We start from the raw sequence: 15,291 nt of genomic DNA on the forward strand, positions 1-15,291 counted from the left end.
CCACTGCCGGTGCGGCAGCTGCAACCGCCGGGGCTGCAACAGCCGGTGCGGCCGCAATCGGCGCCATCGACGGCACGGGCACCGGTACCGGCACCGACACGGGTGCCGCCTGCACCGAGGTCGTCGCCACCGGGCGGGGCTGCGCCGGTGCCGGCGCGGCAGCGCCCAGCGGCGGCAGGCCCATGCGGTCGCGCACGATCGGATCGTGATACTTCACGTCGTCGGCGACGGTCGCTTCTGCGCTCGGCGCCACGTTCGAACGGGCGAGCGGCGCGGTCGTGCCCGGGCACAGGTGCCCGGTCGCTTCCACCGCACGCCGGTTCGCGTCGCTCTGGCAGAGCAGCGCAAGCGCCACGTCGGTCAGGCCCATCGCACGGAATTCACGCGCATCGAGACGCCGGACGCAGGCCTGGTCGACCAGTGTCGTGCCGCCCGTCGCGCCGAACCCCGGGAACGACACGCCGACGCTCACCGATCCCATGCAGGTATCGGACAGCGTGGTCGTGAGGCCCGGCGCCTGGATCGCGGGGTTCGTCTTGATCGTCTGCGTCCCGGAGTAATTGACGTTTTCCGCCGACTGGGTGTTGTACGGGTTGGTGCCGGGCGCGCCGGACGACTGCAGCGACTGCGGCGTCACGCTCGAGCCGCCGCTCGTGCTGGACGGCATCGTCACGTTCACGTTCACGCTCGAATTGCCGCTGCTGCGAACCCCGCTGGAGCTGGTGGCGTTCCCGCCGCGCGAGCTCGTGGTGTTCGAGTTCATGCTCGAGCCGCCGCCCTGGCTGATCGCCGTCGACGACGTCGACGACTGCGCGCTCGAAGTCGAATCGGCGGTTTGCGCCTGGGCGCCAATCGTGGTCATCGCGAACATCGCTGCGCATGCCACCTTGATCCTGTTGCTGTTCATTTCACTCTCCGGACGAGGTTTGACCTCCCACCCAGGCAACCGTACTAATTCCCCTGATTCCCTTCAGCTTTGCCTGCTTCCCCGAACTGTTTCCAGCCGTTGCCCAGCTGGGACCATGAGCCGGCCGACATGCCCTGCCACTGCTGGGCGTCAGGTCCGCCGATGGCACTTCCCGAAGAAAGCGTTTGTTGTTCTGACGGTTTGGTTGTCTGGTCAGGGTTGTTTGACGTCTGCAAATTCGATTGCACGTCGTTGGCAATACGGTCAGCGCCATACGCCGTCAGAGACGCGAGCATCAGAGCGGCGGCAATCAGTTTCTGCTTCATGCCAACTCCTTACGTGACAACAATGTGGGGAAAAGAGACCAGCGTCGCTGGGAAACTGGTCCCCCCACACCTGACTAATGACTGCTTCCGGTCGCGCTCGAACTGCCCTGGCTTCCGCCCGCCGCGGACGGCGAGCCGGCCGGACCGGTACTCCACACGGTCGACGAGTTGAAGTGATCCGAGCCCGCAATCGCGCCCGAACCGCCACTGCCCGTCAGGCCAGCGGCACCCGCGTTGGCAATGCCCTGGTCGTTTCCGCCCGCAGCCGTATAGTGGTTCGCGCCGAGTACGATCGTGGCGGTTACCCCTCCCGATAGCGCATTCGCGTTCTCGTTCGTGCTGCTGTTTCCACCGTACGAGCCTGCGGCACCGATACCGCCGCCTGCCGCAAACGCGCCTCCGTTCGTGCCCGAACCGCTGGCCGTCGAAGTCGAGTTGTGGAAGGCGGATGCCGTGCCGGCGGAACCAGCGGGTGTCACGGTACTGCCTGCATTCGCGCCCGCCGTCGAAGTCGAATTGCTGGTATAGCTGCCGGAACCGACCAGCACCGACCCTGAAACACCAGCCGCAACGGATTGCGTCTGGTTGGTCGTGGACGAACCCGCTGCCAATGCAGCCGACGATAAGACGGTGAGCGCTGTCGCAAATATGACGTTGGCTTTCATAGCAATTCCTTGCTGTGAGTAAGTTCGGCGGTGGCGGAGCCGGGCCTGCCCCCCATCGAGCGAAACCCGGCGTCCGTACCGCCAGCCATTGACGAACGCTACGCTCCGCCGCTTAGTAGTGCGTCGTCCAGCCGATCGAGCCGGCATTCGCGCCGCTGTTGCCACCAGCCTGTGCGCCGCCGAAGCCGAAGCCGCCCACTTGCGAGGTGTTGGTGTGGTTCGTGTACGAGACCGAGCCGCTGCTGCCATGGCCGGCCGTTGCGCCAGCTGCACCGAGCGCTGCACCGGAATCGGTCGCGCCGAAAACGCCGAACCCGACGACCCCGGCCATCGTCGAACCGCCGCTCGACGAATTGCTGGTCGATACCGTGCCGCTGCCAGCGAACGCTGCACCCGAAACCGCCAGAACTGCTGCTGCAATCAGAAGCTTCTTCATGGTCGACTCCAAAACGGCGTGAACGGAGTGAGTCAGGAAGATCGCACGCCATCAACCTTCCTGACTTGAGCAATCCTCAAGAAATAAGGATCACTATCCAATTAATAAAAGCCTGTTGCCTTTTCAATTCAGGTTCTTTGTGATTTTTTCCAGACGAAGCTTAGCTTCGTGATTTTTCGTTATCCAAACTTTTTTGATAGGTGTTTTCGATTATTTTTGTGAACATTCGCCTTATGGCGAAAACACCATTGTTTGATAAACCGGAACGGTGCGCGTACCTTTCCGGCCCGCGATATTCGACACCCCGCCGGACGGCATGCCGGCACGCGGCACGCCATTCCGGAATCGAAATTTCGCGAATACATTAACCACCGCAAAATGCAGCGCCGTTGAAAATGCACCCTTTACCCGGGCGACAACGGGCCTGCATTGCAGCCAGGTGGCATGGCTTCTCCCTGAACTGTCGACGAAAGGTCTTCCGGATAATCCGGCCGACGCGCGTTCGATCTAATCCGGCCGGCGCCAGCATGGGCCTGGCGCGATCGAAGCAACCCTGCACGGTCGAGAACGAATCGGCATCACGCTGTCCGGCACGAACAGCCTGATCCATCCGGGTGAACTGCATGAAAGCGAGCCCCGCTGTCGCCCGACTGTCGTGCGGCGCGACAACCGCGCCAGCACGCGAAGCGCGCGGCGGGCAAGAAACCGGTACGGAGCAACCCGCGAAGCTGGCACAGCGTCGCGAGCGACTCCCCGATCTTTCCGACTCCCCCACTGATGCGCAAAGTACGCGCCGATCAAGCTACTGCTTATGGTCTTCATCGCCGTTTCCCCGACTGCTTATTGACGAGTTGGCCGCCCCACCTCTTCGTTACTTCGTGTCGGCCGCCCGCCGGTGCGTCCAATACCGCAAGCAGCGTGCCACGTGATATTCCACCGCATATTGCGCACGGCAAACGGCCGCCACGGCGGCCCGTAGCGCCGGGATCGACATTTTTTGTTTCAGGAATGTATCGCAACAACGGTTTGGCACCCTCCGCGATCGTTGAGCGCCGCGAAGCAATAGCCGGATTAGACGGACGAATCCGGCTCGCAGGCCGGCGCCGGATGGCCAGATGAACGGGTGTTTCAAACTTGAGAAGCGCACGGCCGTACAGGGCGGGCGGCGCGGCCATTTCCGCTTGCGAACCGTGGATTGCGGCATGTGCGCCCCCCTCCCGCCCCATCACAAACGAGAATCGATTCGCCCGATATCGGGCGCCGATGGCCCGACACAGCAGCCTCCGACCAGTCGTCGACCCGCGTTTCCCCTGATGACCGAAACGAATTTGATTCATCCGTGAAAATACCGACGCGATCACATGCCGAGCGAGCGTCGAAATCGACCAAAAAAATAAGACTTTCGTACTCGCGTAATCATTAAAACAAATGAAAACGTGCGACCTCACCCGGACTCCACCCACCATTTTTCGCTTTCATTCGCCCTGCCTTTCATGCGCCGAATCATCCGATGGGCTGCGCATCCTAGAAACGTCTTTAATCCGTTATCGATGCATTTCTCATTGATGAAACATTCAAATTCAACACATTTTTGATGAAGCCATTCCCGCAAAAGCCTGATTTATCGTGCGTTTCGTCGTATCGAATCGTATCGATCCGGCAATGAGCCTGCCCGCTTTCCTGTCCCCACGATACACGCATGAAACAAAAGCGCGCCTGTCGCGCGGCAATCGCGCCGCCACGCCTCCCGCGCATCGCGACGGCATCGTTCATGGCATGCCGATTGCCTGATCTCCGGCTCTCACCGAGCAGCACGCCAGGGCACAAGATCACGGGCGGCGGTCTGCTCGCCAATCAGCGTATCGGGGAAAAGGCGATGAAGATCACCACCGATCGAGCGACGCTTGCGTCGTTCAAGCATCAACGTGGCAGTCAACGTAATCGAAGCGCCTGTCGCGGCGCTTCGTCGACCTCAGCACATGCGAACCGGCGCTTGCCGACACGCTACCCGTGCAGCGGGATGGAACGCGCGCGCGCCGCCGTCGAGCAGATCGACGTGGGGCTCCCTGAGCTGAACGACGAAGGAGAAAGCCATGAATGACAGGGTCGCGCTCGAGACGCGCGCCGGTCAGCGCGTCCTCGTGACGGGCGGCGCCGGCTTCCTCGGCAGCTACGTCTGCGAGCGCCTGGTCATGGAAGGCGCATCCGTCACGTGCATCGACAGCCTGCTGACGGGACGCAAGCTCAACGTCGCCGACCTGAAAGCGTCCGGCCGCTTCGAGTTCGTGAAGGGCGACGTCTCGCTCGGCCTGCCGCAACTGCAGGTGGACGAAATCTGGAATCTCGCGTGCGCGGCATCGCCGCCCACCTACCAGATCGATCCCGTCCATACGATGATGACGAACGTGCTCGGCATGAACCACTGCCTCGCGCTTGCGCGCAAGACCGGCGCGCGCGTGTTCCAGGCATCGACCAGCGAGGTCTACGGCGACCCGGGCGTGCACCCGCAGACGGAAACCTATCGCGGCAACGTGAACACGATCGGCCCGCGTGCGTGCTACGACGAAGGCAAGCGCGCGGCCGAGGCGCTGTGTTACGACTACTACCGCACGCACGACATCGACGTGCGCGTCGCGCGCATCTTCAACACCTACGGCCCGCGGATGTCGCCGCGCGACGGCCGCGTCGTGTCGAACTTCATCGTCGGCGCACTCAACGGCGCGCCGCTCGAAATCTACGGCGACGGCCGGCAGACGCGTTCGTTCTGCTTCGCCAGCGACCTGATCGACGGCTTCTTCTGCCTGATGCGCGCCGAGCGCAACGTCGGCACGCCGGTCAACATCGGCAACCCCGGCGAATTCACGATGATCGAGCTCGCGGAGAAAGTGCTCGCGATGACGGGCTCGAAGTCGGAACTCGTGTTCCGGCCGCTGCCGATCGACGATCCGCACCAGCGCCGGCCCGACATCTCGATCGCGTCGGCCGAGCTCGGCTGGCGGCCGGCCATCGATCTCGATGAAGGCCTGCGCCGGACCGTCGACTATTTCAGCCGGGAACTGTGGCTCGAGCCGGTGCTGCGCATGACCGGGGCCACGGCATGAAAGTGCTCGTGACAGGCGGAGCGGGCTATATCGGCAGCCATACCTGCAAGGCGCTCGCGGCAGCGGGACATGAGCCGGTCGCCTACGACAATCTGTCGACCGGCCATCGCGACGCGGTGCGATGGGGGCCGCTCGTCGCGGCCGACATTCTCGACCGCGACGCGCTGTCGAACGCGTTCGCCGCGCATCGGCCCGACGTCGTGATTCATTTCGCCGCGCTCGCCTATGTCGGCGAATCGGTGCTCGCGCCCGACCGCTATTACACGGTCAACGTCACGGGCACCTGCACGCTGCTGAGCGCGATGCGCGCGGCCGGCGTCGGCCGGATCGTGATGTCGTCGTCGTGCGCGACGTACGGCATTCCGGACCTGCTGCCGATCTCGGAACGCACGCCGCAGTTGCCGATCAATCCGTACGGCTTCTCCAAGTACGCGATGGAACGGATGGCCGCCGATTTCGAGCGCGCGTACGGATTGAAGTGGGTCGCGCTGCGCTACTTCAACGCGGCGGGCGCAGACCCGGACGGCATGATCGGCGAATGCCACGAACCGGAAACGCACGCGCTGCCGCTCGCGATCCGCGCGGCACTCGGCACCGGCAATGCATTCCAGGTGATGGGCACCGACTACCCGACGCCCGACGGCTCGGCGATTCGCGACTACGTGCACGTGAGCGACCTCGCCGATGCGCACGTGAAGGCGACCGCCTATCTGTGCGGCGGCGGCCACAGCGTCGCGCTGAATCTCGGTACCGGCAAAGGAACATCGGTGCTCGACGCGCTGCGCGCCGTCGAAGCCGTGACGGGCCGCCGCGTGCCGACGGTGACGGCCGCACGCCGCCCGGGCGACCCGCCCGCGCTGTACGCCGACGCCACGAAAGCCGCGCTCGTGCTCGGCTGGCGGCCGCGTTTCACCGCGATCGAGCCAATGGTCGAACACGCCGCGGCATGGTTTCAGAAAGAACTGCAATTCGCATCCGGCAAGTGAGCCAGTTTCCTTGAACGCCACGCAGGGGAATCACCATGAAGGTACGGATCGCCATCGTCGGCACGGGCTACGTCGGGCTGGTCAGCGGCGCGTGCTTTGCGGATCTCGGGCATGACGTCATCTGCATCGACAACAATCGCGGCAAGATCGACGCGTTGCACGAAGGCCGCATTCCGATCTACGAACCGGGCCTCGACGCCGTCGTCGCACGCAACGTCGAACGCGGCACGCTGCGCTTCAGCAGCGACCTCGCGGCAAGCGTGCGCGATCGCGACGCGGTATTCATCGCGGTCGGCACGCCGACGCTGCCGGGCACCGACCAGGCGGACCTGCAGTACGTCGAGGCGGCCGCGCGGGAGATCGCGTCGAACCTGACCGGTTTCGCGGTCGTCGTCACGAAGTCGACGGTGCCGGTCGGCACCAACCGGATCGTCAAGCAGATCGTCGAACGCTGCGCGCCGGACGGCGTCGACGCGGCGATTGCGTCGAATCCGGAGTTCCTGCGCGAAGGCTCGGCGATCGACGATTTCATGCATCCGGATCGCGTCGTGTTCGGCGCCGAGCATCCGCGCGCGATCGAGATCATGAAAGCCATCTACGCGCCGCTGGAAGCGACCGGCCATCTCGTGCTCGCGACCGAGATCGAAACGGCCGAACTCGTGAAATACGCGGCGAATGCGTTCCTCGCAGTGAAGATCAGCTACATCAACGAGATCTCGGACCTGTGCGAAGCAGTGGGCGCCGATGTCGAACTGGTCGCGAACGGCATGGGCCTCGACCGCCGCATCGGCGCGTCGTTCCTGAAAGCCGGCCCCGGCTGGGGCGGCTCGTGCTTCCCGAAGGACACGCGCGCGCTGAAGGCGACAGCGTCCGAACATGCGGTGCCGCTGCGCATCGTCAGCGCGGCGATCGAATCGAACGCGCTGCGCAAGGAACAGATCCTGCGCCGGATCGAGAAGGCGTGCGGCGGCTCGATCAAGGACAAGCGCATCGCGGTGCTCGGCCTCACGTTCAAAGGCCAGACCGACGACGTGCGCGAAAGCCCGAGCATCGACGTGATCCAGCTGCTCGTCGGCGCGGGCGCGCATATCCGCGCATACGACCCGGCGCGTCCGCACGAGGCGTCGCGGCTGCTGCCGCAGGTGTTCATGGAGGGCTCCGCGATCGACGCGGTGCGCAGCGCGGACGCCGTCGTCGTGATGACCGAATGGAAAGCGTTCGAGGCACTCGATCTCGCCGACCTCGCGGATCACATGGCCGATCCCGTGATGCTCGACATGCGCAACCTGTTCAGCGAACGGCTGGCCGTCGACAGCGGCTTTCGGCGTTACGAACGCGTGGGCCGCTCGTGCGGCGAACGCACGCCGGCCAACCCGGCACCGGAACACCAGCACCTGAGCGGGGACATCCGGCCGCAGCGCGGCCTGCTTCAAGACTGATGGACTGACCTTGACGGGAGAACACCATGAAGAAGCTGGTTGCGTCGCTTGCCGGCGGCCCTGCGCCGGATACGGCCGACACCACCGCCCCCGAAGTGGATCGCGCCGCATCGCTGCACGCGGACGTCCCGCTTCTCGTCCCGTTGATGGACAGCGGGACCAAAATCGTCTTCCATGTCCTCGCGCTGTGCTGGTTCGTCGCGCTGGGCATCTTCTGGCGCTGGTGGTTGCGCGACGAGCACTATGTCGACGCATTCCGCTTCGGCGTCAACTGCTTCGTGCTGTTCTGGACCACCTTCATTCCCGGCTACTTCATCTTCATCATCCGCTCGGCGGTCGTGCCGAACCCCGCGCTACCGGTGCCGCGCGACTGGCGCGTCGCGATGGTCGTCACCAAGGCGCCATCCGAGCCGTTCGACATCGTCCGCACGACGCTGCTCGCGATGCTCGACCAGACCTACCCGCACGATACGTGGCTCGCCGATGAAGACCCGTCGCCCGAGACGCTCGACTGGTGCCGCGAGCACGGCGTATTCGTGTCGACGCGGCGCGGCATTGCCGCGTACCACCGCGCAAGCTGGCCGCGCCGCACCAAGTGCAAGGAAGGCAATCTCGCGTACTTCTACGACATGGTCGGCTACGACAACTACGATTTCGTGTCGCAGCTCGATGCCGATCACGTGCCGACCCGGACCTATCTCGAGGAGATGCTGCGGCCGTTCATCGATCCGGAAGTCGGCTACGTGTCGGCGCCGAGCATCTGCGACAGCAACGCGGCCGCGAGCTGGAGCGCACGCGGACGCGTGAACGTCGAGGGGCCGCTGCACGGCACGATGCAGGCCGGCTATGCGGGCGGCCTCGCGCCGCTGTGCATCGGCTCGCACTATGCGGTGCGCTGCCGCGCGCTGCGCGAGATCGGCGGGCTCGGGCCCGAACTCGCCGAGGATCACTCGACCACGATGATCTTCAATTCGAAAGGCTGGCGCGGCATGCATGCGCTGAACGCGATTGCGAACGGCGAAGGGCCGCGCACGTTCGGCGACCTGGCCACGCAGGAATTCCAGTGGTCCAAGAGCGTGATGATCATCATGCTGCGCTACACGCGCCACTATTTCATGGGGCTGCCGCTGAAGCTGAAGGCGCAGTTCCTGTTCTGCCAGCTGTGGTACCCGCTGTGCGCGCTCGCGATGGCCGGCAGCGTCGTGATTCCGGTCGTCGCGCTGCTCACCGGACGCGTATGGGCACACGTCGACTACCTCACGTACCTCACCTACTCGCTGCCGCTGACCGTGCTGATCCTGTGCGTCGTGACCTGGGCCACGCATTCGACCCAGTCGTGCCGCCCGCTGAATACGAAGCTGCTGTCGTGGGAAGGATTGTCGTTCGTGTTCGCGCGCTGGCCATGGGTCGTGCTCGGCTGCGCGTCGGCGGTGTTCGACTGCGTGCGCGGCAAGGAATTTCCATTCAAGGTCACGCCGAAGGGCGGCACGATCGAACAGGACGCGCCGCTGCGCGTGGTCGCGCCGTATCTGCTGATCTCGCTGTTCTGCAGCCTGCCCGTCGTCACGGTCGAGAATCCGCGCAACGCCGCCGGCTTCTATCTGTTCTCGACGCTGACGAGCATCCTGTATCTCGCGATCGCGGCCGTCATCGCGGTGAATCACGGCCGGGAGCAAGGGCTCGACGCGTCGGCGTTCAGGCAGATGTTCTTCAGCCGCCTGCCGGTACGCAACGCGCTGTTCGTGTTCGCGCTCGCGATGCTGTTGTCGGGTATCGGGCTGCGCGCGCCGAAAGGCTGGCAGGCGATGATGTGGCGCTCGGGCTTGCCGGCCGTGGTCGCGCCCGTACCGGGCGAGCCCGTGAAGCAACCCGAGCTCGGCGCGTACGATCCCGAGAAGACGCTCGCGGCCGATCGCGATCTCGCATTCGATCATGTGTTCGTGTCGTGGAACGCGCCCGACATCCGCGCGGAAATCGACGACGCCTACCGGAGCGCGCAGGCACGGAACCGCTCGCTGATGCTGACCATCGAGCCCTGGGCGGCCGGCGATACGCGGCAAGGCGCGCTGCTCGACGATATCGCGCACGGGCGCTACGACGCGCGGATCGCGGCCACCTGCTCGGCGCTCGCCGCGTTGAAGGGCCCCGTGTTCGTGCGCTGGGGCCACGAGATGGAGGCCGACACCGGACGCTATCCGTGGGCCATCGGCGATGCATCGGCCTACGTGGATGCGTACCGGCGGGTCGTGACCGCCTGCCGCACGATGACCGACCAGATCCGCTTCGTGTGGTCGCCGGCCGGCAACCGGAACCTCGACGACTATTTCCCGGGCCGCGGCTATGTGGACGACGTCGGCCTGTCCGTATTCGATTGCCCGCGCTGCGCGATCTGGCCGGCCGGCGGCCACGCCTCCGCCGCGAGCATCCTGCGGACCAAGTACGAACGGGTGACCGACTACGGGCTGCCGGTGATGGTCACGGAGCTCGGCGTCGACGGGTCGAATTCGCGCAAGCGCGAGGAGCTCGACGAATTCCAGCGGTCGCTGTGGCGCTATCCGCTACTGAAGGCCGTGGTGTATTTCAACGCGGTCGATACGCCCGGCGCGTGGCCGGCGCATTACGTGCCGGACTGGCGGATCGCGCCAACTTTCCTGCAAACGACGGTGGTCGCCAAGTGACATGACCGGTGGCCGGTGGCGTGTCAGCATTGCCGCCGTCAGCCGAGCAGTTCCTTCTTCCGCAACTGCACGACGTCGCGCATCGGCGGCGCGCCGAACAGCCGGCTGTATTCGCGGCTGAACTGCGACGCGCTTTCGTAGCCGACGACGGCGGCCACCGACCCGACGTCGCCGCCCTGCCGCAGCAACAGCCGCCGCGCTTCGTGCAACCGCAACTGCTTCTGGTATTGCAGCGGACTCAGCGTCGTCACGTGCTTGAAGTGATGGTGCAGCGACGACACGCTCATGTTGACCGCCTGCGCGAGCGACTCGACGCGCATCGGCTCCGCGAAGTGATCGCGGATCCATTCGATCGCGCGCGCGATCCGGTGCGTCTGGCTGCCCGCGATCGCCATATGCCGCAGCCGCGTGCCCTGCCCGCTCGTCATCAGCCGGTACAGCAATTCCTTTTCGATCAGCGGCGCGACGACCGGAATGTCGGCCGGCGTATCGAGCAGCCGCAACAGCCGCAGTGCAGCATCGAGCAGCGGCGGCGTCAGCTCGGCGAGCGCGATCCCCTCGCCTTCGGGGCCCGCGTCGGGTTCGGGCAGCCGCATCTCGGCCGCGAGCTCGACGATGCGCTGCGGATCGAGCGTCAGCGACAGGCACAGGTAGGGCGCGTCCGGCGACGCGCGCGTCACGCGCGACAGGATCGGCAAATCGATCGATGTAATCAGGCAATTCTGCGTGTCGTACTCGTACGCGTGGCCAGCCACGATCACGCGCTTCGCGCCCTGCGCGGCGATCACGAGCGCGGCTCGCGACACGCCGCAGCCGAGATCGACCGGCCGCGTATGCCGGTGCAGCATCAGGCCCGGCACGGCCGTTGAATGCGAGCCGTCCGCCGGCGCGAAACGGCCGATCAGCATCGCCAGCTCGCGCCGCCCGGATTCGCGCGACGCCACGATATCGGTCATGTCCATGACCCTTCCTCGATCAATTTCCTCATGTCGCGGGAGCATAGCGAAACCGTCTGCGGCCTGCCGGGGATTTGCAGGATTGTTCAATAAATTTGCAGGATTGGGTAGACGAAAAAAGCGATGCCTCGCGCACACTGCCCGCTAACCGGGCGCATGCCGGGTTTTCCCCACGGAGACAATCACAATGCCTACCTCGTTTGTCCTGAACGGCAAGAACGTCACGCTCGACGCCGATCCGTCGATGCCCGTCCTCTGGGCGATTCGCGAACACGCGGGACTGACCGGCACGAAGTTCGGCTGCGGCATGGCGCAGTGCGGCGCGTGCACGGTGCATCTCGAAGGCCAGGCCGTGCGCTCGTGCGTGCTGCCGCTCGCCGGCATCGCGGGCAAGCACATCACGACGATCGAAGGCCTGCAGAGCAAGCCCGCGCAGGCCGTGCAGACGGCCTGGGTCAAGCTGCAGGTGCCGCAATGCGGCTACTGCCAGTCGGGCCAGATCATGTCCGCCACCGCGCTGCTCGAACAGAACCCGAAGCCGACCGACGCGGACATCGACGCCGCGATGAACGGCAACCTGTGCCGCTGTGCGACCTACGCCCGCATCCGGGCGGCGATCCACGACGCGGCTGCAACGCTGGGAGCGTGACCATGACGATCGAACTCGACAACACCGGTTCGGTGCGTCCGTCGCGCCGCACGTTCCTGAAGGCCGCGGGCGCCGCGGCCGCCGTCAGCCTGACCATCGGCTTCGAATGGGCCGGCCTCGGCCGCCGCGCGCTGGCGGCGACGGCCCCCGCCGCGGACTTCGCGCCGAACGCGTTCCTGCGCATCACGCCCGACGGCGCCGTCACGGTCATCGCGAAGCACGTCGAACTGGGCCAGGGCGCGTATACGGGCATCGCAACGATCGTCGCCGAGGAGCTCGACGCCGACTGGTCGCACGTGCGCGTCGAAAGCGCGCCCGCCGACGCGAAACGCTATGCGAACCTCGCGTTCGGCACGATGCAGGGGACGGGCGGCAGCTCGGCCATGTCGAACTCGTGGCAGCAACTGCGCGAAGCGGGCGGCAAGGCCCGCGCGATGCTGGTATCGGCCGCGGCAGCCCGCTGGAAGGTACCGGCCAGCGAGCTGACGACGGCCAATGGCGTCGTCACGCATGCGAAGAGCGGCAAGACGGCCGCGTACGGCACGCTCGTCGCCGATGCGTCGAAGCTGCCCGTGCCCGACAAGGTCACGTTGAAGCAGCCGGCCGAATTCAAGCTGATCGGTCACCGGATTCCGCGCGTCGACGCGTCGGCGAAATCGAACGGCACCGCGCATTTCACGCTCGACACGACCTTCCCCGGCATGCGCGTCGCGCTGCTGCAGCGCCCGCCGCGCTTCGGCGCGAAGGTGAAATCGTTCGACGCGACGGCGGCCAAGGCCGTGCCGGGCGTCGTGTCGGTCGTGCAGGTGCCGGGCGGCGTCGCGGTCGTCGGAACCGGCTTCTGGGCCGCGAAACAGGGCCGCGACGCGCTGAAAGTCGAATGGGACGAAACGAACGCCGAAAAGCGCAGCTCGGACGAGATCATGCGCGAATACCGGCAGCTCGCCGACAAGCCGGGCACATCGGCACGCAAGGACGGCGATGCCGACGCGGCAATCGCCGGCGCGGTACGCAAGATCGGCGCGACCTACGAATTCCCGTATCTCGCGCACGCGCCGATGGAGCCGCTCGACGCGGTCGTCAAGCTGACGGCGAACAGCTGCGAGATCTGGGCCGGCGACCAGTTTCAGACCGTCGACCAGGCCAACGCGGCCAGGACGGCGGGCCTGACGCCCGAGCAGGTGCAGATCCACACGCTGTACGCGGGCGGCAGCTTCGGCCGGCGCGCGAACGCGTGGTCGGACTACGTGGTCGAGGCCGTGTCGATCGCGAAGGCGCTCGGCGCGGACGGCAAGCCCGTCAAGCTGCAGTGGACGCGCGAGGACGACATCCAGGGCGGCTTCTACCGGCCGATGTACTTCCACAAGCTCGATGCGGGGCTGACCGCCGACGGCAAGCTGGTCGGCTGGCGCCACCGGATCGTCGGGCAGTCGATCCTCGCCGGCACGCCGTTCGAGGCGTTCATGGTGAAGAATGGCGTCGATGCGACGTCGGTCGAGGGCGCGGCGAACCTGCCGTACGCCGTGCCGAACGTGTCGGTCGAACTCACCACCACCAAGGTCGGCCTGCCCGTGCTGTGGTGGCGCGTGGTCGGCAGCTCGCACACGGCGTACGCGGTCGAGGCGTTCATCGACGAAGCCGCGCACACCGCTGGCAAGGATCCGTACGCGTTCCGCCGTGACCTGCTCGAGAAGGAGCCACGCATGCGCGCGGTGCTGGACCTGGCCGCGCAGAAGGCCGGCTGGGATCCGGCCAAGCCGCTGCCGAAGGGCCGCGGGCGCGGGATCGCGGTTGCCGAGGCGTTCAAGAGCTATGTCGCGCAGGTGGCCGAGGTGTCGGTCGATGCAGACGGCAAGGTGAAGGTCGAGCGCGTGGTGTGCGCGGTCGATTGCGGGATCGCGATCAATCCCGACATCGTCGCCGCGCAGATGGAAGGCGGCATCGGCTTCGGGCTCGGCGCGGTGATGCACAGCGCGATCACGCTGAAGGACGGCCAGGTCGAGCAGCGCAACTTCGACGGCTACCACGTGTTGAGGATGGCCGAGATGCCGAAGGTCGAAGTGCATATCGTGCCGTCGGCCGAAGCGCCGACCGGGGTCGGCGAGCCGGGCGTCGCACCGGTCGGGCCGGCTGTCGCGAACGCGATCTTCGCGGCGACGGGCAAGCGGCATTACGTGCTGCCGTTCGATTCGGCGGATAGCGCGAAGGCGTGACGACGGGACGGAACGCCGGCTGCGGGACGGAAGACGTCTTGCGGCCGGCGTTCTTTTGCTGGACACGGCCGATGCAGGGTTCGATGTCGGCAAAAATCGCTCGTAACGCCTTGATCCGTATGAAAAATCCTTTGATCCTGTCGGGTTTGATGTAGGGTTCGCGATCCGGCCGCAGCAACGTTTCGCGACCTCGATTCCCGCCTCTCCCCACACGTTACGCCCGACGTAACGCCCGTAACGTCGCCCGCCGATGCTACGTAACAATCCTTCAATGTCGCCCCGACCCCTTTTCCACCCGTTCCGCGCCTCCCGTTAAAAATTCTTTTAAATTCAAGGCCGCCACGCCGCTTGCACCGGCACCGCCCCCCGTCGACACATGACGATCCGCTCCCTGGCCCGAAAGTTGCAGCACAGGACCCGCAAACACTCCTTTACGGACATGCGAGGGCCACCATGGATTGCAAATACCTGTACATCGACAACATAAAAATCAACTTCGTGCGCCGCACGATCGAAATCGACAACAAAGTCGTTGACGTCACGCCGCGTGAATTCGACGTCGTCGAATTCCTGCTCGACAACATGAACAAGATCGTGCCGCGGCAGGCAATCCAGGAAGCCGTGTGGGGCCGAGAACTCGGCGTGTCGTCGCGTACGCTCGACACCCATATCTCGCGTATCCGCTCGAAGCTGCAGCTCGATCACGACAAGAACCTGCGGATCATCCCGATCTACGCCGTCGGCTATCGCCTGGTGCTGTTCGGTGCGGCGATGACGCACGTCGAGCGCCACGAAGCGGCGCCGCTCCTGCGCCTTCACTTCGCCCGATGTGCCGATGCGCCACGCGAGGTACAGCAGGTACGCGACGCTCGCGGCTTCGAGGATCGTGTAGAGCAGCGGGACGCGCTTGAATACCTCGCCGAGCCCGAAGCCGA

General features: G+C 65.5%; 11 protein-coding genes and 3 pseudogenes. 8 read left to right on the forward strand and 6 right to left on the reverse strand.

Features of this window, described 5'->3' with window-relative positions; all coding sequences use genetic code 11:
• From G3N61_RS33715 to G3N61_RS33730, 4 genes and pseudogenes are all read right to left on the reverse strand, one after another.
• Window positions 1-907: pseudogene (locus G3N61_RS33715) on the reverse strand (chemotaxis protein CheA); the annotation flags it as partial.
• A gap of 44 nt (window positions 908-951) precedes the next feature.
• On the reverse strand, window positions 952-1,233 hold the full coding sequence (locus G3N61_RS33720) for a hypothetical protein (protein ID WP_011354481.1): 282 nt from the start codon (window positions 1,231-1,233) through the stop codon (window positions 952-954).
• Between the two features lie 74 nt (window positions 1,234-1,307).
• Window positions 1,308-1,898, reverse strand: coding sequence for a hypothetical protein (locus tag G3N61_RS33725; RefSeq protein WP_043179934.1), 591 nt, complete (start codon window positions 1,896-1,898; stop codon window positions 1,308-1,310).
• Between the two features lie 112 nt (window positions 1,899-2,010).
• Window positions 2,011-2,334, reverse strand: coding sequence for a hypothetical protein (locus tag G3N61_RS33730; protein WP_043179937.1), 324 nt, complete (start codon window positions 2,332-2,334; stop codon window positions 2,011-2,013).
• A gap of 1,699 nt (window positions 2,335-4,033) precedes the next feature.
• On the opposite strand from G3N61_RS33730, the gene G3N61_RS33735 reads away from it, so the two are divergent.
• From G3N61_RS33735 to G3N61_RS33755, 5 genes are read left to right on the forward strand one after another with little or no spacing between them, the layout of a single operon-like run.
• Window positions 4,034-4,435 (forward strand): hypothetical protein, encoded by a 402-nt coding sequence (locus G3N61_RS33735; protein WP_205824541.1) that lies wholly within the window; start codon window positions 4,034-4,036, stop codon window positions 4,433-4,435.
• Window positions 4,428-5,435, forward strand: coding sequence for a UDP-glucuronic acid decarboxylase family protein (locus G3N61_RS33740; RefSeq protein ID WP_089452283.1), 1,008 nt, complete (start codon window positions 4,428-4,430; stop codon window positions 5,433-5,435). The genes G3N61_RS33735 and G3N61_RS33740 overlap by 8 nt, the downstream gene beginning before the upstream one ends.
• Window positions 5,432-6,421, forward strand: a complete 990-nt coding sequence (gene galE / locus G3N61_RS33745) for a UDP-glucose 4-epimerase GalE (RefSeq protein WP_089452282.1) — start codon at window positions 5,432-5,434, stop codon at window positions 6,419-6,421. Before G3N61_RS33740 ends, galE begins: the two co-directional genes overlap by 4 nt.
• A 35-nt stretch (window positions 6,422-6,456) precedes the next feature.
• Window positions 6,457-7,860: a UDP-glucose/GDP-mannose dehydrogenase family protein gene (locus tag G3N61_RS33750; RefSeq protein ID WP_205824542.1), complete on the forward strand. Its 1,404-nt coding sequence runs from the start codon at window positions 6,457-6,459 to the stop codon at window positions 7,858-7,860.
• Window positions 7,861-7,886: 26 nt separating this feature from the next.
• Complete coding sequence (locus tag G3N61_RS33755) at window positions 7,887-10,538, forward strand: glycosyltransferase family 2 protein (protein ID WP_205824543.1); 2,652 nt, start codon at window positions 7,887-7,889, stop codon at window positions 10,536-10,538.
• 38 nt (window positions 10,539-10,576) lie between these two features.
• On the opposite strand, the gene G3N61_RS33760 is transcribed toward G3N61_RS33755, so the two are convergent.
• Window positions 10,577-11,500, reverse strand: a complete 924-nt coding sequence (locus G3N61_RS33760) for an AraC family transcriptional regulator (RefSeq protein WP_043179948.1) — start codon at window positions 11,498-11,500, stop codon at window positions 10,577-10,579.
• A gap of 181 nt (window positions 11,501-11,681) precedes the next feature.
• On the opposite strand from G3N61_RS33760, the gene G3N61_RS33765 reads away from it, so the two are divergent.
• From G3N61_RS33765 to G3N61_RS33775, 3 genes and pseudogenes are all read left to right on the forward strand, one after another.
• A complete protein-coding gene (locus tag G3N61_RS33765) occupies window positions 11,682-12,143 on the forward strand; it encodes a (2Fe-2S)-binding protein (protein WP_043179951.1) in 462 nt (153 codons plus the stop codon).
• Between the two features lie 2 nt (window positions 12,144-12,145).
• Window positions 12,146-14,356 (forward strand): xanthine dehydrogenase family protein molybdopterin-binding subunit, encoded by a 2,211-nt coding sequence (locus G3N61_RS33770; RefSeq protein WP_089452280.1) that lies wholly within the window; start codon window positions 12,146-12,148, stop codon window positions 14,354-14,356.
• 453 nt (window positions 14,357-14,809) lie between these two features.
• Window positions 14,810-15,169 (forward strand): annotated as a pseudogene (locus G3N61_RS33775) (winged helix-turn-helix domain-containing protein); the annotation flags it as partial.
• Here the strand turns inward: G3N61_RS33775 and G3N61_RS33780 are convergent.
• Window positions 15,167-15,291, reverse strand: a pseudogene (locus G3N61_RS33780) (LysE family translocator); the annotation flags it as partial. The pseudogenes G3N61_RS33775 and G3N61_RS33780 sit on opposite strands and share 3 nt — an antisense overlap.

Origin of the sequence: Burkholderia sp. Ac-20349, assembly GCF_017104865.1 — a bacterium.
In the GTDB taxonomy this organism is placed as follows: domain Bacteria; phylum Pseudomonadota; class Gammaproteobacteria; order Burkholderiales; family Burkholderiaceae; genus Burkholderia; species Burkholderia aenigmatica.